At 67.1% G+C, this 17,780-nt stretch carries 11 protein-coding genes; 2 read left to right on the top strand and 9 right to left on the bottom strand.

Annotated features, from left to right (window positions below):
- The first annotated feature begins 19 nt into the window (after positions 1 to 19).
- Positions 20 to 2,131: a prolyl oligopeptidase family serine peptidase gene (locus J4O76_RS05975; protein WP_426280823.1), complete on the top strand. Its 2,112-nt coding sequence runs from the start codon at positions 20 to 22 to the stop codon at positions 2,129 to 2,131.
- A 142-nt stretch (positions 2,132 to 2,273) separates the two neighbouring features.
- Here J4O76_RS05975 and J4O76_RS05970 read toward each other — a convergent pair whose 3' ends face one another.
- The 9 genes from J4O76_RS05970 to J4O76_RS05930 all read right to left on the bottom strand — a co-directional run bounded on the left by J4O76_RS05970 (position 2,274) and on the right by J4O76_RS05930 (position 16,788).
- A complete protein-coding gene (locus tag J4O76_RS05970) occupies positions 2,274 to 2,825 on the bottom strand; it encodes a glycine zipper 2TM domain-containing protein (protein ID WP_426280822.1) in 552 nt (183 codons plus the stop codon).
- A 77-nt stretch (positions 2,826 to 2,902) separates the two neighbouring features.
- Entirely contained in the window at positions 2,903 to 3,199 is a 297-nt protein-coding gene (locus J4O76_RS05965; RefSeq protein WP_056062329.1) for a hypothetical protein, read from the bottom strand.
- Between the two features lie 129 nt (positions 3,200 to 3,328).
- Entirely contained in the window at positions 3,329 to 3,622 is a 294-nt protein-coding gene (locus tag J4O76_RS05960; RefSeq protein ID WP_426280821.1) for a DUF1330 domain-containing protein, read from the bottom strand.
- A 51-nt stretch (positions 3,623 to 3,673) separates the two neighbouring features.
- Complete coding sequence (locus J4O76_RS05955; RefSeq protein ID WP_426280820.1) at positions 3,674 to 5,596, bottom strand: alpha-L-fucosidase; 1,923 nt, start codon at positions 5,594 to 5,596, stop codon at positions 3,674 to 3,676.
- 18 nt (positions 5,597 to 5,614) lie between these two features.
- Positions 5,615 to 7,912 carry a GH92 family glycosyl hydrolase gene (locus J4O76_RS05950; RefSeq protein ID WP_426280819.1) on the bottom strand — a complete coding sequence of 766 codons (2,298 nt, stop codon included), beginning with the start codon at positions 7,910 to 7,912 and terminating at the stop codon, positions 5,615 to 5,617.
- The gene (locus J4O76_RS05945; RefSeq protein ID WP_426281105.1) at positions 7,909 to 9,339 is read right to left on the bottom strand and encodes a glycoside hydrolase family 125 protein; all 1,431 of its coding nucleotides are present in this window, start codon (positions 9,337 to 9,339) and stop codon (positions 7,909 to 7,911) included. Before J4O76_RS05945 ends, J4O76_RS05950 begins: the two co-directional genes overlap by 4 nt.
- A gap of 11 nt (positions 9,340 to 9,350) precedes the next feature.
- Complete coding sequence (locus J4O76_RS05940) at positions 9,351 to 11,885, bottom strand: glycoside hydrolase family 3 C-terminal domain-containing protein (protein WP_426280818.1); 2,535 nt, start codon at positions 11,883 to 11,885, stop codon at positions 9,351 to 9,353.
- Complete coding sequence (locus J4O76_RS05935) at positions 11,882 to 14,467, bottom strand: beta-mannosidase (protein WP_426280817.1); 2,586 nt, start codon at positions 14,465 to 14,467, stop codon at positions 11,882 to 11,884. Before J4O76_RS05935 ends, J4O76_RS05940 begins: the two co-directional genes overlap by 4 nt.
- The gene (locus tag J4O76_RS05930) at positions 14,467 to 16,788 is read right to left on the bottom strand and encodes a beta-N-acetylhexosaminidase (protein WP_426280816.1); all 2,322 of its coding nucleotides are present in this window, start codon (positions 16,786 to 16,788) and stop codon (positions 14,467 to 14,469) included. Before J4O76_RS05930 ends, J4O76_RS05935 begins: the two co-directional genes overlap by 1 nt.
- A gap of 251 nt (positions 16,789 to 17,039) precedes the next feature.
- Between J4O76_RS05930 and J4O76_RS05925 the strand changes: the two genes are divergently transcribed.
- Positions 17,040 to 17,777 carry a GntR family transcriptional regulator gene (locus tag J4O76_RS05925; protein ID WP_426280815.1) on the top strand — a complete coding sequence of 246 codons (738 nt, stop codon included), beginning with the start codon at positions 17,040 to 17,042 and terminating at the stop codon, positions 17,775 to 17,777.
- The last annotated feature ends 3 nt before the right edge of the window (positions 17,778 to 17,780 follow it).

The following is a 17,780-nucleotide window of genomic DNA, read 5'->3' as shown; positions in this document are numbered from 1 at the left end:
TGACGGTAGGGAGTTGTATATGCGTGGTATCTTGTTTGCGACGGCGGCGACACTGCTTGCGGGGACTGCAGCCATTGCCCAAGTCGCACCGATGACCACAACGAACACCGCCGCCGATCCGTATGTCTGGCTCGAGGACAAGGATGGCGCAAAGCCGCTGGCCTGGGTCGAGGTCGAGAATGCGAAGACCCTTCCGCGGCTCCAGAACGATCCGCGCTACAAGACCTTCTACGCAGAGGCGCTGGCGATCGCGTCGGCGAAGGATCGCATTCCGATGCCGAACCAGATGTTCGGGCGGATCTATAATTTCTGGCGCGATGCCGAGCATCCGCATGGGCTTTGGCGCTGGACGAGTGCCGCCGATTACGCGAGCGCGACGCCGAAATGGACCACCGCGCTCGACCTCGATGCGTTGGGCAAGGCCGAGGGCAAGCAGTGGGTCTGGAAAGGGTCTACCTGCCTCCAGCCCGAGGAGCGGCTGTGCCTGGTCGCGCTGTCTGAGGGCGGCGAGGATGCGGTGACGTACCGCGAGTTCGACCTGTCGACCGGTGCGTTCGTCGAGGGCGGCTTCATGCTGCCGAAGTCGAAGCAGGATGCGAGCTGGGTCGACAAGGATACGCTGCTGGTCGCGCGCGACTGGGGCGCGGGGACGACGACGCAGTCGGGCTATGCGTTCGTGTTGAAGCAGGTGAAGCGCGGCCAGCCGCTGACCGCCGCGACCGAGGTGTATCGCGGCGCGGCGACCGACCAGGGGCCGACCGGCGCGGACGTGCTGACCGACGAGAGGGGCAACCGGCTGGTGGTGATCCAGCGGCGGAAGACGTTCTTCGGTGCGGACAAGCTGGTGTGGACGCCGACGGGTACGCGGCCGCTCGCGCTGCCCGATCGCACGTTTCCGGCGGGGATGATCGACGGACAGGTGATCTTCTCAACCAGTGACCCATGGGGCAAGATCCCGGAGGGGGCGGTTGCCTCCGCGCCGCTTGCCGAGGTGGAGAAGGGGACGATCAACCCGACGATCGTGTTCGCACCGGGGCCGCGCCAGTCGGTCGACGGGATGGCGTTGACCAAGTCGAAGCTTTTGCTGGTGGTGTCGGACAACGTCCGTGGTCGTGCGTCGGTCTATACGCATGGCGCGAATGGCTGGATTGCCAAGCCGATCGTGCTGCCGGACAATGCCTCGATCGACGTCGCGAGCACGACGGATCGTAGCGACGACGCGTATCTGACGTCGACCGGGTTCCTGACGCCGACCTCGCTCTATTCGCTGGATGCCGCGACGGGGGCTGCGCCGAAGCCCATCAAGACTCTGCCGGCGAAGTTCGATGCGTCGAACGATGTGGTCGAGCAGTTCGAGGCGACGTCCACCGACGGGACGAAGGTGCCGTATTTCGTGGTCCACAAGAAGGGCATCACGCTCGACGGGACCACGCCGACGATCATGACCGCATATGGCGGTTTCCAGGTGTCGATGACGCCGAGCTATTCGGGAAGCACGGGCAAGCTTTGGCTGGAGCGGGGCGGTTCGTATGTGCTCGCCAACATCCGTGGCGGCGGCGAGTTCGGGCCCAAGTGGCATGATGCCGGGCGGAAGACCAAGCGGCAGGTGATCTACGACGACTTTGCGGCTGTGGCGAAGGACCTGTTCGCGCGGAAACTGACGAGCCCGGCCAAGCTCGGCATTTATGGCGGGTCGAATGGCGGTTTGCTGATGGGCGTCGAGTTCAACCAGCATCCCGATTTGTGGAAGGCTGTGACGATCCAGGTGCCGTTGCTCGACATGATCCGGTACGAAGGGATCGCGGCTGGGGCGTCGTGGGTCGACGAATATGGCTCGGTGAGCGTGCCAGAGGAGAAGGCGTTTCTCGAGACGATCTCGCCGTATCAGAACATCAAGAAGGGCGTGGCGTATCCGGAGCCGTATATCTGGACGACGACCAAGGACGACCGGGTCGGGCCGCAGCATGCGCGCAAGTTCGCGGCGCGGCTGAAGGAATATGGGCTGCCGTATTTGTATTATGAGGATACGGCGGGTGGCCATTCGGGTGATGCGGATATCGAGCAGGGGGCTCGGTTGCAGGCGTTGCAGATGACGTATTTTACGCAGAAGCTGGTCGGGGTGGCGAAGTAAAACCTGTGATCCTCCCCCGCCAAGGGGGAGGTGGCAGGCATCGCCTGACGGAGGGGGAGGAAGGGGAAACCTCGGTTCCGTGTCCTCCCCCTCCGTCACCTTCGGCGACACCTCCCCCTGGCGGGGGAGGATCGACCGTCGATCAGCGGCAGCGGACCTGGCTGTTGCTCTGCTCCACTGCACGCCCGGCCAAGCCACCGGCTGCTGCACCGAGCAGCGAGCCGACGATCCGCGAACGGCCACCGTCGATCACGTTGCCGAGGATGCCGCCGCCCGCCGCGCCGATGATCAGCCCGGTCGTGCCGTCGTTGCGCTTGCAGTAATATTTGCCGTCCTGGCCGGCATAGACGCGGTCGTTGGTCGCCAGCGTGCGCTCCTGGTAGTTCGGGCCTGCGCGGTAATAGCGCGAGGGGTCGTAATTGCCCTCGTCGCGCTCGTCCGGATACGCTTCCTGATAGCCGCCACTGCGATCCGGTGCGGTGCGATAGCCACCCTGTGGCGCATAGCCGCCACGGTTGCCGCGTACCGACTGGTAGCGATCGAATTCCGTGCGGAAGATCTGCAATTCGCTGTCGAGCCGTGCCTGGGCGGCGGCAAAGCGCGCATCGTCGGCCTGCGATTGCGCTAGCGCCGGCGTTGCAACGGAAAGGCAGGTAGCGGCGATCAGTGCAGCCGTACCGAGAAAACGCTTCATGATCCGGATCCTTCTAAAAGGTCACAACGAGAGTGGGCGGCAGCATCGCGCCACCGCCCCCTCGATTTCAAGTCGTATCAGCGGCAGATCTGCACGCGGCGGTTGTGGCGCCATTCGGTGCGGCAGCGGCGGTTGTTGTTCCAGTTGCGACGATCATGATCGCGGCCACGATAGCGGCGGTCGTCGTGACGATCGCCGCGATGGTCGTTGTGGCGATAATCGCGGCGGTCGCCGCGGTCGCCACGGTGGTCGCCGCGATGATCGTTGTCGCGATACTGCTGGCTGTACCCGCGCTGTGCCTCTGCGGGAGCGGCGGCACCGAGGCCGAGTGTCGCGAAGGCCAACCCGGCAGCGATGAGATGCGTAAACTTCATGAGATGTCCTCTCGAACCCGACAATCGGGATGCGCCGTTGATACGGCTATCGAGAGACATCGTTCCTGAACGGGGTTGTTGGCTGGCGTACAGGTTGGACGCGCCAGCCGGGGATCGGTTAGCCCTATGTTAGCCGGGGAGCCCCTCGATCACGAACACGCGGTAGTCGGCGCCCTTGAGACGGTGCTGCAACGCGTCCTGATAGGCCGGGCTGTCATACCAGGCGTGCGCCTCGGCCATGTCCGGGAATTCGAGGATCACGGCGCCCTCGACAGCCTGACCTTCGAGCGTCTCGACGGCACCGTAGAACGCCAGTGGCTTCAGCGTGCGGCCTTCGCGGGCCAGCGGTGCTTTTGCCTGGTACTGCTTCATCTCTTCGGCATCGGTGACTTCGTTGCGCACGAATACGACATAGGCGGTCATCTAGATTCTCCTTCTGCGGCGGCAGGGTGGCAGCGAATATACCTATGCCCGTCAATATGCGCCTGGTTTCGGCCTGAACGCGCCGAGGCCCGCGATCGCCAGCCGTTGTGCGGGGATCGCGGTCTCGGCGAACGAGAATCGCAGGTAGCGCGCGGTGGTCGGTCGGGCGAAGGCGATACGCTGGGCGGCGAGCGCGTAGGCGATGTTGGGGAGCTCGCCCTTGGCGATATCCTGCCAGGTCCTGCCGTCGGTGCTTGCCTCGACCTTGTAGCCCTTGGGCGGGGCGGTGTTCGCCATCACCGCGCGCGACGGGATCAGGACGAAGCCGGCGAGCGTCTCGGTCGCGGCGAGGTCGATCGTGACCGAAGCGGGCGTCCCGGGCGCAGGCGCGGGCAGGGTCCAGGCGGTCGCGCTGTCGTCGTCGAGCAGCGCCTTGGCACCCGGCGCGGTCGCGGTGACGATCGACCAGCGACTGGTGACGACGGTGGTGGTGTTGGTGTTCCGGACCGGGGCGACGGGAGCGGGCGCGACCTGGCGGAACAGCGCGACTTCGCTGATCGCGGGGCAGGCGGTGCCTTCGAGGATGCGCAGGCGGAGGCGGCGGGGGGCGATCGGCGTGTCCAGGCGGACGATGCGTTGCGGGCCGATGCCCGAATGCTCGGCGAGTTTTTCCCATCGCCCGTTGATCTCCGCATCAATAGCGAAGCGGGTGACGCGAATGCCGAGTGGGAGATACTCGCGGAGGCGGATGAGGTCGAACGATCGGCCCGGCGGGAGGTCCAGCGTCAGTGTCGGCGTGATGATCGCGTCGGGCGTCGACCAATAGGTGTCGCGGTTGCCGTCTAGCACCGTGCTGGCCGCATAGGTCTTCCCGCGGACGTGGCTGGCCGATGCGACCGCGGTCTTGGCGAGATCGGTGGCGAAGGTCGCGGCCTGCGCCTTGCCGAACGACTTCAGCGTCTCGACGTCGATGTCGGCGAGGCGACCGCGGCGGTCGGGCGGCAGGTTGAGGTTGAGGTTGGTGCCGCGACCGACCGATTCGTCGTGCAGCTTGATCAGGCGCGCGGGTGTCTTGACCTTCGAATCCTCGTCGGCGTGGTAGAACCAGCCGGGCCGGATCGAGACGTCGGTCTCGGCGGGCCACCAAAGGGGCGCACCGCGCACGCCCGAATTGCCCTCGGACTGGACATAGGGATGGTTCGGCATGGTCGGCCAGCACGGATCGCCGGCGACGCCGTCCTCGTTCCCGACCCAGCGCAGGTCCGCGCCGAGCGGGTCGAAGGTGCAGGCCATCGGCTGATGCTCGTGAACCAGCGCGACGATCGACGGCCAGTTATAGTATTTCGGCGCGTCGATCTTCCGCGTGTCGCGCGCGCCGCCGTAATAGCCGTCGCCGCCGTTCGCGCCGTCGAACCAGAATTCGAACAGCGTGCCGTAACGCGTGCAGAGCTCGACGACCTGCTTGCGGAAATACTCGACATAGGCCGGGCGGCCATATTCGGCGTGATTGCGATCCCAGGGCGAGAGATACAGGCCGAAATCGAGCCCGGCACGGCGCGTGGCGCGCTCCATCTCGCCGACGATGTCGCCCTTGCCGTCCTTGTAGGGGCTGTTGCGGATGCAGTGTTCGGTCAGCATCGTTGGCCACAAACAGAAACCGTCATGATGCTTGGCGGTCAGGATGATGCCGCGCATGCCGCCTGCCTTAGCCGCGGCGACGATCTGGTCTGGCGAGAAATCGGTCGGGTCGAAGAGCTTCGGATCCTCGTCGCCATAGCCCCATTCGCGATCGGTGAAGGTGTTGATCGAGAAATGAACGAACGCGTATTGCTCGCGCGCGTGCCAAGCGAGTTGGCGCTTCGAGGGCGTCGCACCCCAAGGCTTCGGCGCGGTGTCACGACCGGCACCGATCGCAGGCGTGGCGGTGGCGGCTAGACCCGAGGCGAGCAGCAGGCGGCGAGAAACTTCGGTCATCATCGTCTCCGGGAGGTATCAGGCAGCGGGCTGGCCGAACGAGGGCGGTCGGTCGGCGAGCTTCGCGCCGAATGCAGGGTTCGGCGTGGCGGACATGGTGAAGCGGAGCGTGCCGCCGGCCGCGAGATCGGCATGCGATATCCAGCTCTTGGTCCACGGCTTGCCGTTCCACTGGACCGCCGCGACGTAGGGCGTGTCGGCGCGGTTGCCGGGGGCGTCGACGACCAGCTTGCGACCCTTGCCGACGCGGACCTCGGCGTGGGTGAACAGCGGCGAGCCGAACACGTACACCGCCGCGACCGGATCGACCGGGTAGAAGCCGAGCGCGGACATCACGAACCACGCGCTCATCTGGCCGCAATCGTCGTTGCCGATGATCCCGTCCGGCGCGTTGCGGTACATCGTGTCGAGTAGCTTGCGGACCAGCGCCTGCGTCTTCCACGGCTGCCCGACATAGGCGTAGAGATAGGGCACGTGCTGGTCGGGCTCGTTGCCGTGCGCATATTGGCCGAGCAGCCCGGAGATGTCGGGCGGCGCGTCTTTGGGCATGGTCGACGGAGCGGCGAAGAGCGCATCGAGCCTGGCGGCGAACTTCGCGTCGCCGCCGAAATGCGCGATCTGGCCGTAGAGGTCGTGCTGGTTCAGGAACGTCGTCTGCCAGCCATTCGCTTCGGTGAAATCGCGATAGCGCTTGGTGTGGCCGAGCTGGATCGGGTCGTAGGGCGTCAGCCAGTTGCCGTCGGCGAGCTTGGGCCGCGCGAGGCCGATCGTGGGATCGAGCACGTTGCGGTAGTTGCGGCTGCGGAGGCGCAGGCGATCGGCGTCTTCCTTCGCGCCGGCTTTCCGCGCGAGCGTCGCCATTGCCCAGTCGTCATAGGCATATTCCTGCGTTCGGCTGACCGACTCGTCGACCGTGTCCGCGGGCAAATAACCGCGCTCGATATACGTGCCCCGCCCGCGGCTGTTGATGAGATCTGGCGCGGCGGGATCGAACGCGCGGGTTCGGATCGCGGGCCATGCGGCGGCATAGTCGGCGTCGATGCCCTTTGCCGCGGCCTCGGCCATGATCGCGACCGAGTGCCAGCCGATCATCGTGCCGGTCTCGACTCCCTGGAGCGGCCAGCACGGCGGGCCGTACGCGCTTTGCTGCGTCTGGCGAATCAGGTCGCGGACCAGCGACTTCGCGCGATCGGGTGCGACCAGCGTCAGCAGCGGGTGGAGCGTGCGATACGTGTCCCAGGTCGAATAGGTGCTGTACGCCTGCTCGCCGGCGGGGACGCTGTGGACCTCGCGATCGAGCCCGACATAGCGGCCGTCGACATCGGAGAAGAGCGTCGGCGCGATCATCGCGTGGTAGAGCGCGGTGGTCATGATGACACGCGCATCCTCGGTGCCGCCCTCGACCTTCACGACCTTCAGCGTGTCCGCCCAGTTCCGGATCGCCTGGCGTCGCGCGACGTCGAACTCGCGGAAATAGGATGCGGCGAGGTTGGTGCGCGCGCCGGCCATGTCGACCGCGGAGACGGCGGTGCGAACGACGATCGGTGCGGCACCCGCATTGTCGTAGTGGAGCACCGCGCGGACGCGGTCGGCGGTGACGATCGCGCCGTTGACGCTCTGCGTGTCGGCGTAGAGCGTGATCCGGTCGGGCTTTGGCGACACGTGCATCGCGAAATGGATGCGGCGGCCCTTCGCCCAGCGGAACGTGCGGCGGCTGCCGGTGAGCGTGCCGTCGGTGTCGAGCTCGATCCGGCTCTCGTCGATCAGCGGACCTTCGCCGGGGCGGCTGTCGCGGTAGTTGCCGAGATCGACGAGGAGGTGGCCGGGGCCGGCGGGGAAGTGATGACGCTGCCACCCGACGCGAGTCTCGGCGGTCAGTTCTGAGCGGACGCCGTTGCCGAGCGTGACGGCGTAATAGCCGGGCTCCGTGATCTCCTGCGTGTAAGTCTGGCGATAGCCTTCGCCGGGCTTGTCGGGTGCGCCGGGCAGCAGCTTGACCACGCCGCGACTGGGGACGACCAGCACGTCCATCAGGTCGGCGATGCCGGTGCCCGACAGATGCGTGTGCGAGAAGCCCATCATGGTGGGGTCGCCGTGATGGTAGCCCGAGCAGTTGGCCCATTTCTCGGTATCGGTGTCGGGGCTGACCTGAACCATTCCGAACGGCATCGTCGCGCCGGGATAGGTATGGCCGTCGCCGCCGGTGCCGATCCAGAGGTTGGGCGCTGCTTTTGGAGATCGTGCAATGGCGGGGATCGCGCCGGTGATCGCCAGCGCACCGCTGGAGCCGAGCAGGGCGCGTCGTGTGATCTTCATAGGGCGCTCGCCAATAGTGCGGGGCGGGTGTTCGCAAGCTGAACGATCAGTTCGCCGAACAGCCCGTTGGCCCAGGCGAACCAGGAGCGGGTGAACTTGGCGGGATCGTCCTTGTCGAACGCCTCGTGGGTGAAGCCGGTGTCGGCGTCGGTGTCGCGCAGCATCCGCAGGCACGCGCGGACAGTCGAGTCGTCTGCGCCCGCCAGCGCACGGACGATCAGCGACATCGGCCAGATCTGGCCGAGCCCGACATGCGGTCCGCCGATGCCCTCGGCCTTGGTGCCCTTGAAGAAATAGGGGTTGGCGTCGCTCCAGGCTGCATCGGCCGTGCGGCGCCAGAGCGGATCGGTGGCGGGGACGCAGCCCATATAGGCGAGCGCGGAGAGCGACGGCACGTTGGCGTCGTCCATGAAGACCGCGTTGCCGAAGCCGTCGACTTCGAAAGCCCAGACCTCGTTGCCGTCGCGCAGGCGCATCCGGCCGTGCGCGACGAGGGCCGCCTCGACTTCGTTCGCCAGCGCGGTCGCGTCGGCGGCGAGCGCGGTGTCCTGACGCGCTTCGTTCGCGACGACCGCGAGTTCGCGCAGGGTGGCGACCGCGAAGAGGTTGGACGGGATCAGATACGGGTAGACGCAGGAATCGTCCGAGGGGCGGAAGCCGCACTGGATCAGGCCGTTGGGCTTGGCGGGATTGCCCCAGCCTTCGAGCGCCATCGTCTCGGTGTTGCGGTTCGAGGATCGCAGGAAGCTGTAGGGGCCGCGATCGTCCTTGCGCTGTTGCTCGCGGTAGGTGCGGATGCTCGCGCGGGCGGCCTCGGCCCAAATTGCGTCGAACGGCGTCGCGTCGCGCGTCGCCTGCCAATAGCCGTAAGCGAGGCGCATCGGATAGCAGAGCGAGTCGATCTCCCATTTGCGCTCCGCGACGCCGGGTTTCATCTCGGTCTGGTCCTTCAGCGCCCAACTCAGGTCGGTCTTCGCGGTGGGGCTTTCCATGAACGCATTGGCGTAGGGGTCGATCAGGATCGAGCGCGACTGGCGTGCGATGAGCCCGCGGAAGAGCGTGCGCAGGGCAGGGTCTTCGCGGACGAGATGAAGGTACGGGCGAAGCTGCGCTGAGCTATCGCGGAGCCACAGGCAGGGGATGTCGCCGGTGATGACGAACGCGTCTGGGGCGCCGCCTATGGTCGACATGCGGACGGTGGTGTCGAGCGTGTTCGGATAGCAGTTGCCGAACATCCAGCGGAGCTTCGGGTCGCCGATCCGGGCGGAGACGCGCGCGATCTCGCGTTCGACCGAGCGGCTGGTGAAGTTGCGGTCAGCGAGCGCGGGGCGCTTGCTTGGGAGCGAGGGGCGGGCGGCGAAGGCGGGCGTGCCCACGAGCGCGAGGCCACCGACCACACCGCCGGCCATCACGGTGCGGCGGTCCATGCTCGTGGCGGTCACTTGGGCAACTCCACCGTGGCGCCGGTGATCGTCAGGTCGCTCCACTGGCCCGCGCCGTCGCCGGGCTGGCCGCCACCGATATAAAGACGGTAGGCGCCGGGGACGATCGTCCGCGTGCCGTCGCGCGCGACGCTGCTCATCGAGCGCGGATCGATCGTGATCGGTACGGTACGCGACTGGCCGGGCTTCAGCGCGACGCGGCCGAAGCCGACGAGCTGGCGCTGGAGGACGGGCGTGGTCGGACCGTCGGCCTTGGCGGCGGGTGCTACGAGATAGGCCTGGACCACTTCTTCACCGGCGCGACTACCGGCGTTCGACAGCTTGGCGGTGACGGTCAGCGGTTGGCCGGCGACGACGCTGAGGGCGGGCTTGGTCGCGGCGTAGGCGAAGTTGGTGTAGCTCAGGCCGTGACCGAAACCCCAGAGCGGCGTGCCGGTGAAGTAGCGATAGGTGCGCTCCTTCATCGTGTAGTCGGTGAACGCGGGCAGGTCGCCAGTGGTCTTGTAGAAGGTGACGGGCAGGCGGCCCGACGGGTTGTTGAGCCCCGCCAGCGTCTCGGCGATCGCGGTGCCGCCGGCCTGGCCCGGATACCAGGCGGCGAGGATCGCGTCGGCCGATGCCGGATCGACCGAGACCGCGCTGCCGCTGGTGAGGACGAGGACGATGGGCTTGCCGGTCGCCTTCAGCGCTTCGAGCAGGCGGACCTGCGCTGGAGGCAGGCCGATGTCGGTGCGGTCGCCGCCGACGAAGCCGGGGACGCTGACCGAGAGTGCCTCGCCTTCCAGATCGGGCGACAGGCCCATCACCGCGACCACGACATCGGCGTCACGAGCGGTGGCGACGGCTTGGTCGAGCAATGGCTGTGAGGGTGGGCTCCAGAGCAGGCGGACGCCTTCGTCGTCGCTGCGGTGATCGAGTTCGAGGCGGAACGGGACGGGCTTGCCGTCGCTGGTCAACGTGACCTCGACGCGGCCCTTCTTGACCTCGCCCGCCGAGAGCTGGCGATCACCGATCCAGAGCCGGACCGCGTCGTGTGTCGAGCAATCCTTCCAGCAGGCGGGGACGTCGACGACCAGCGGATAGGTACCGGCGGCGGGGGGCGTGAAGGTTCCGGTCCAGCGGACGCCGAACGTCTTGGCGAGGCCGGGCGCGGGGCTCGCGCGGTTGTGGTCGATGTCGATGTGGCGATCGGTGCGCGTCAGGGTCGGCGCGCCGACGCCGGCTTGGGCGGCGAAATATTCGGTTTTCAGGCCGCGGGCGAAGACGGTTTCGGGGACGGGTACGGCTGCACCATCGGCGAGCGACGAGCCTTGCGCGTAGCGGACGTTGGCGGCGCCGAACTGCTTGCGGATGCCTTCCAGCGGGGTGACGGGGGCGACCGCGGTGCCGTGGTAATTGCCTTGCAGCACGCCGAGATCGTCGGCGTCCGCGCCGATCACCGCGATCCGGATACCGGGCTTCAACGGGAGGCGGTTGGCGTCGTTCTTCAGCAGGACGATAGATTTGCGCGCCGCGTCGAGCGCGAGCGCACGGTGGGCGGGGGTGTCGACCTGGTCGGTGCCGATGCTGCGCCACGGGTTGGCGGCGCCGAATACGGTGCCGAGCGCGCGGCGGGCTTCGAGTGAGCGGATCAGCGCGGTGTCGACCTCGGCTTCGGTGACGAGACCCTGGCGCACCGCGGCGGGGAGGGCGGCGTAGGCGCTGCCGCAATTGAGGTCGGTGCCGCCTCGGATCGCGGCGGCGGCGGCACCCGCGGCGTCGAGGCGGTAATGGTGGTAGAGGCTGATGTTCGACACCGCGTCGCAGTCCGACACGGTGAAGCCCTTGAACCCCCAGTCGCGCCGCAGCCGGTCGATCATCAACGCCGACGATGCGCAGGCGGGGACGCCGTGGATCGAGTTGTACGCGCACATCAGCGACTGCGCCTTGCCCTCGGTGACGGCGAGGCGGAACGCGGGGAAGTAGGTCGCTTCCAGATCGTAGGGGCTGGGATCGACGTCGAAGCTGTCGCGTCCAGCTTCGGGGCCGCTGTGGACCGCGAAATGCTTGGGGGTGGCGATGACCTTGGGGTGGAGTGGGTCGGGACCCTGCAACCCACCGATGAACGCGACGCCGAGGCGACCGGTGAGATACGGGTCCTCGCCGTAAGTTTCCTGGCCGCGGCCCCAGCGTGGATCGCGGAAGATGTTGATGTTGGGCGACCAGATCGTGAGCCCCTCGTAGATCTTGCGGTTCGCGCCGACGTCCTGCGCGTTGAAGCGTGCGCGTGCCTCGGTCGCGACGACGTCGCCGATCTTCGCGACCAGCGCGGTGTCCCAGGTCGCGGCCATGCCGATCGCCTGTGGGAAGACGGTCGCGTGGCCGTTGCGCGCGAGACCGTGGAGACCCTCGTTTAACCAGTCGTACGCGGGCAGGCCGGCCTTCGGATCGGCGGGGACGGTGCTCTGCAACTGCGCCGCTTTCTGTTCGAGCGACATTTGCGCGACGGCAGTGGCCACCGGATCGGCGGAGGCGAGCAGGAGCCAGATCATCGGGCGAGGGTCCTCAGGGTAAGCGCTTTTCGCAACGTTGCGGCGGAGGCGTCGGAGACGACATGGATGGTGATGCTCTCGCCCGGCAACAGGTCGAAGCCGTCGTCGGAGGGCTGGGCCGCGACCGCGCCGAAATCGAGCATCACCGCGCGAGCGAGGTTGGTGGCGGTGATCTTGACGTCGGTGCCGGTCCAGCGAACGCTGAGGCCGGGGTCGGGGTACGCCATGTCCTTGGGCAGGGCGCGTTCGATGATCGCCCGGCTCGTGCTGCCGTTATCGAGCTGCAGATCGGCGACCGCGTAGCTGCCGGTGGGGGCCGCAGCCCCGAACAGCGCGTCGTCGGACAGCGTTGCGACCAGTCTCGACGAGAGCGGCTCGAGCATCAGTGCGGCGGTGGTGTCCTTCAACACCTTGCCGTCCATCGTCATCGTCCGCACTCGCCAGCGTGAGTCGACCAGCGTGGTCGCGTCGGAGATCAGCGAGATGCGCGTCGCGCCATCTTTCCGCTCGGCGACGATCGCTTGCGGCGCGAAGAACCGCCGGGCGGCGTAGTTGAGCAGCTTCCACCGGCCGGCATGATCGATGCTCGCCCAGCTGATCGAAGGCCAGACGTCGTTGAGCTGCCAGTAGAGCGAGCCCATCGTCACCGGGCGACAGGCGCGGTGGTGCGAGGCGGCGATGCGGATCGCCTCGGCTTGGTTGACCTGTGTAAGGTAGACGAGATCGGCGAAATCGCGCGCGGGGCGCAACCGATCGCGCAGGTACATCATCAGCCGCTCATTGCCTTCGCCGGCGAGGAACTTCTGGTGCGCCTTCATCACCGGGCTGTCGGCGGTGAGCGTGCCTTTGCCGGCGAACTCGCGGATCGTCGACAGGTCCGGCATCGCCTGGAAGCCGTATTCGGACATGAAGCGCGGGCAGCTGTCGAGATAGTTCTCGACCGGCTTGGAGCCCGACCAGACGTCCCAGAAATGGCGGTCGCCGTCCTTGTCGGTATCCACGGGACCCTCGTAATTGGTCGAGGGCGAGCCGGGCCAATAGGGTGTGCCGGGGGCGTTGCGCGTCACGGCTTCACGCAGGACGCGGTCGAACAGCACGGCCATGCCGGCGCCGATGCGCTCCTGCTCGTCGGCGCCGACCGCCTTCTTGAACGCTTTCCGGTCGGACCAGTTTTCCCAACCCGACAGGACCTCGTTGCCACCGGCCCACAGCACGACGGAGGGATGCGATCCGATCCGCGCGACCTGTTCCTCGGCCTCGATCCGGACGTTCTCGCGGAAGGCGGCGTCGGGCGGCGTGACGCTGCCGCCGAACATGAAGTCCTGCCACACCATCAGGCCCATGCGGTCGGCGATGTCGTAGAACGCGTCGTCCAGATAGGTCCCGCCGCCCCAGATGCGGACCATGTTCATGTTGGCGTCGCGCGCGCCCTTCAGGATCGTTTCCATGTAGGCGGGCGTGACGCGCGCCGGGAAACTATCGAACGGGATGATGTTCGCGCCCTTGGCGAAGATCGGCGTGCCGTTGACCTTGAACCCGAAACTGCCGTCCTTGCGGATCAGCTCGACCGTGCGGAGGCCGATCCGCTTGGTCACGCTGTCCTCGGGCGTCGGCTCCGCGCCGCCCAGCGATGCGGTGACGGTGTAGAGCGGCTGCGCACCGTAACCGACCGGCTGCCAACGCTTGGGGTCGGCGATCGCCAGCGGGATCGAGACCGCGTTGGTGCCCTTGACGAGCGTCACCGTCCGGTCGACCGAGACCGTCTTGCCGTCCGGCCCGGTGACCGCGGCGCGGATCGTCGCGACACCGGGCGTCTCGACGGCGAGGTCGAGCTTGGCCGACAGCCGCGCCTCAGTCGGCGTCAGCGCCTCCTGGTCGACGCGGAGCGTGTCGATCCGCGCGTCGTCCCAGATCTCCAGTCGCACCGGCCGCCAGATACCGGTGTTGACGATGCGGGGACTCCAGTCCCAGCCGTAATTATATTTGGGTTTGCGAATATAGGGCGAGGTCTGCTTGCCCTTCGGTTCGTCGCCGAACGCACTGTCATATTCGCCCGGCAGTGGGTTCTTCTCGGCGAGCACCATCGGCTGGAGCGTGCGGATCGGCGAGGCGATCGTCACCAGCACTTCGTTGCGACCCACCTTCAGCACGGGCTGCGCATCCACGCGCCAGCGCCGGTGCGCGTTGTCGGTGGTCAGCAGCACCGTGCCGTTGACGCTGACCGTCGCGAACGTGTCGAGACCGTCGAATACAAGGTCGAGGTGATTGCGCTGCATCATCGCCGGGGTGACGTCGAACACGCGGCGGAACTGCCATTTGGTCAGCCCGGCCCACTGGATCGCCGCCTCGTTTGTGCCCTTGAACGGATCGGGCACGCGATGCGCCGCGATCAGGTCCTGCTGCACCGATCCGGGGACGGCCGCTGGCAGCCACGTGGCCTCGCGCTTGTGCGCGGCGGTCGCGGCGGTGTCGGTCGGATCGATCCGCACCTGCCACGCACCGTCGAGCGGCACGACGGTCTTGGGCGAGGCGATGGCCGGCGCGGCGAGCGCGATCAGGGGAAGAACGAACCAGCGACGCATCAGCGTGTCTCCGACAGGGTCATGCGCTCGACCGCGTAGAACGGGTCGGACGTGGGGGCGGTGAATTGGAGGCAGATGTCGCGGTCTCCGGTGATCGTCGGCAACGTCCCCTTCACGCTGAAGCGGGTCGGCGCGGTCTTCGGATCGGGCAGCGGGAAGGTGCCGGCGATCACCGGTTTTGCGCCCTTTACGGTGCAGCCGACCAGCACCATCAGCTCGCCGTGCGGCGTCACGTTGTAATGCTGGCGGACCTTGGTGACGTCGTGCGCGAGGCCCCAGTTGCGCGGCAGGCGAGCGATATCGATCGTGAACCTCTTGGCGACATCCATCGGCGCGGCGGGATAGGCGGTGCAGGTATCGAAGATGTCGGCGTTGAACACCGGCGCGTTGGTCTGTGCCTCGGAGGTCAGCGGTAGGCGGAGGATGAGCGAACCGGCAGGGCAGGCGATCATGTCGGACGCGGTGCGCGTCAGCAGCGCCTGGCGCCCGGTCTCGAACAGCCGCGGCTCGGCGACCGACTGGCCGCTCGCATCGAAGGCGGCGGCGCGGATCGACACGCCGGGCTTAATCGAAAGCGGCGCGGTGTAGGCAGGCGACCGCGCGGTCGGCACCTTGCCGTCGAGCGTGTAGCGGATCGTGCCGTACGGCGCCTGCGTGGCGAGCACGACTTTCGCGCGGTTGGTGCGGAGCGCATCGCCGCGCGTGCCGTCGAGCGTGTAGCCGACCGCGAACGCACTGTCCGCGACCTCCAGCCCCGACTTGCGCCAGCGCCGGATCTGCGGCTGGACCCGGTCGAGGAAGCCGGCGAAATCGCGCTTGTCCTTGCCCGACCAGGTGATCTCCGCGAGCGCGGCGGCGCGCGGGAAGATCAGGTGCTGCATCTGATACGGGGTGACGATGTACTCGCTCCACAGATTGGCCTGCGCGCCGAGCACGTGCTGCGCCTTGTCCGCCGAGATGCCCGCCGGCATCGGCTCGTAATTGTAAACGGTTGCGAGCGACTGGATTGCGAGGCGGCCGGGCGGTTCGTCGCGCCGGTCGCTTTGCAAATTGTCGAAATACAGCGTCGGTGCGGGCGACAGCACGACGTCGTGGTTCTGGTTGGCGGCATCGACCGCGCCCTTCTCGCCGCGCCACGACATCACCGAAGCCGACGCGGGCAGGCCGCCCTCGAGGATCTCGTCCCAGCCGATCAGGCGGCGCTTCTTGCTGGCCAGATAGGTGCCGAACTGGTCGATCATCCAGCTTTGCAGGCCGTTCTCGTCCTTGATGCCGAGCTTCGCCATCTGCGCCTGCACTTCGGGGCTGCGTTCCCACTGGTCCTTGACCGCCTCGTCGCCGCCGAGATGTATATAGGTGCCGGGGAACACCGCCATGAGTTCGTCGAGCACCGTCTTGACGAAGGCGATGCCCTTGGGGCCGGGGTTGAAGAGGTAAGGGTTGACGCCCCATGCGTTGCTGACCTCAGGCGTGTCGCCGATCACGCCGAGCTCGGGATAGGCCGCGACGAGTGCCTGCGCATGGCCGGGCAGGTCGATCTCGGGGACGATCACGATGCCGCGCTCGGCGGCATAGGCGACCAGCTTGCGCAGTTCGTCCTGCGTGTAGAAACCGCCGACGCGCGTGCCGGGTGCTTCGCCGGTCGAGGGGCTGGTACGGATGCTGCCGATCTCGGTGAGCTTGGGATAGGCCTTCACCTCGAAGCGCCAGCCCTGATCGTCCGACAGATGGAGGTGGAGCGTGTTAAGCTTCACCGACGCCATCTGGTCGACGATCGCGTAGATCGACGGCAGCGACTGGAAATGCCGCGCGGTGTCGACCATTAGCCCACGCCAGCCGAAGCGGGGGGCGTCGTCGATCGTCACCGCCGGGATGCGCACGGGCTGGCCGAACGCGCGATCGGGGCTGATGAGCTGGGCCAGCGTCATCGCGCCGTAGAGGAGGCCAGCGTCGCCCGACGCAGTGATCTTCGCGCCCGAAGCGTCGACGATCAGCCGGTACGCTTCGACGCCCTTGATCGCGGCGTCGCGGACGAAGCGGATATTGCCGTTCGGCGACGTCTGGAGAGTGAGCCCGCGCTCGGTCTTCACGTGCGCGATGAGCAGGCGCGCTGCGGCGGCGGCACCGGTGTCGGAAGGATCGGCTGCGATCGTCGCACCGTTGGCGATCGTGAAGCTGCCGGCGGTACGCGTGATTGCGGAAGGTTGCGGTACCAGTGGCAGGCGGTCCTGCGCCTGGGCCGGGATCGCGCAGAGAACGGCAGGAAGCAGCGCCGTCGCCGTCAGCCAGCGCCCGGCATTTCGGTTCGCGGTTGCACGCATGTCGACTGCTCCCTGTATCGGCTCCTAACGGCCGCTGGTCGAGGAATGTAACCAATATAAGTCCAGACACAACCCCGTCATTTGACAGCAAGCTTGTCCTGCTCTGACAGGAGATCGGACGTGGGGCGGTCGGGGGACATACCAATATGGCCCATGGATTTAGTCTGGTTGCCGACCACACGGTCCTTGGCTACGCTACCATAAGGGACGCGGCAAGGCTCGCTTTGAGCTGCCGGTCGGAGGGGGAATACATGGCGTTTTCCGATGACATCGGACGCTTTCGCAAGGGAAATCCATCGCCGCTCTACCTCCAGTTGCAGGAACTGATCCGCAACGCGATCGGCGAGAAGCTGTTGGTGCAAGGCAATGCGATCCCGGCCGAGCGCGATCTCGCGATCGAGTACGACGTATCGCGGATCACCGTGCGCAAAGCGATCGGCGGACTGGTCGAGGAGGGGCTTCTCACGCGCAGGCGGGGCGCGGGGACGTTCGTCGCCGGGCGCGTCGAGAAGAGCTTCTCGAAGCTGTCGTCGTTCAGCGAGGACATGGCGGCGCGGGGCCGCACGTCGAGCAGCAGCTGGATCTCGCGCTCGGCGGGGCAGGTGAACCCGGAGGAGGCGATGGCGTTGGGGTTGTCGCCGGGGGCGGCAGTGTTCCGCTTCAACCGCATACGCTATGCCGACGACGAGGCGATGGCGCTCGAATTCTCGACGATCGCGGGATATTGCCTGCCGTCGGTCGAGGTGGTCGATGACTCGCTCTACACCGCGCTCGAGAACGCCGGGAGCCGGCCGGTGCGCGCGCTGCAACGCCTGCGTGCGGTGCCGTTCGGGGGCGAGCATGCACGGATGCTGGGCGTCGATGCGGGCCATGCCGGGCTGCTGATCGAGCGACGGGGCTTCCTGCGCGATGGCCGGGCCGCGGAGTTCACGCGCTCTTATTACCGCGGCGATGCGTACGACTTCGTCGCCGAACTCGCCGATATCTGACCT

The organism is Sphingomonas sp. NFX23 (genome assembly GCF_049887795.1).
Taxonomy (GTDB): domain Bacteria; phylum Pseudomonadota; class Alphaproteobacteria; order Sphingomonadales; family Sphingomonadaceae; genus Sphingomonas.
The sequence above is the reverse complement of the archived record's forward strand: the minus strand, read 5'-3'. Positions and strand labels throughout refer to the sequence as shown.

What these genes read in the sequence shown, in the direction of transcription:
- J4O76_RS05975 (WP_426280823.1), top strand. Translation starts at nt 20, where the DNA reads ATGCGTGGTATCTTGTTTGCGACGGCGGCGACACTGCTTGCGGGGACT.
- J4O76_RS05970 (WP_426280822.1), bottom strand. Translation starts at nt 2,825, where the DNA reads ATGAAGCGTTTTCTCGGTACGGCTGCACTGATCGCCGCTACCTGCCTT.
- J4O76_RS05965 (WP_056062329.1), bottom strand. Translation starts at nt 3,199, where the DNA reads ATGAAGTTTACGCATCTCATCGCTGCCGGGTTGGCCTTCGCGACACTC.
- J4O76_RS05960 (WP_426280821.1), bottom strand. Translation starts at nt 3,622, where the DNA reads ATGACCGCCTATGTCGTATTCGTGCGCAACGAAGTCACCGATGCCGAA.
- J4O76_RS05955 (WP_426280820.1), bottom strand. Translation starts at nt 5,596, where the DNA reads ATGACCGAAGTTTCTCGCCGCCTGCTGCTCGCCTCGGGTCTAGCCGCC.
- J4O76_RS05950 (WP_426280819.1), bottom strand. Translation starts at nt 7,912, where the DNA reads ATGAAGATCACACGACGCGCCCTGCTCGGCTCCAGCGGTGCGCTGGCG.
- J4O76_RS05945 (WP_426281105.1), bottom strand. Translation starts at nt 9,339, where the DNA reads ATGGACCGCCGCACCGTGATGGCCGGCGGTGTGGTCGGTGGCCTCGCG.
- J4O76_RS05940 (WP_426280818.1), bottom strand. Translation starts at nt 11,885, where the DNA reads ATGATCTGGCTCCTGCTCGCCTCCGCCGATCCGGTGGCCACTGCCGTC.
- J4O76_RS05935 (WP_426280817.1), bottom strand. Translation starts at nt 14,467, where the DNA reads ATGCGTCGCTGGTTCGTTCTTCCCCTGATCGCGCTCGCCGCGCCGGCC.
- J4O76_RS05930 (WP_426280816.1), bottom strand. Translation starts at nt 16,788, where the DNA reads ATGCGTGCAACCGCGAACCGAAATGCCGGGCGCTGGCTGACGGCGACG.
- J4O76_RS05925 (WP_426280815.1), top strand. Translation starts at nt 17,040, where the DNA reads ATGGCGTTTTCCGATGACATCGGACGCTTTCGCAAGGGAAATCCATCG.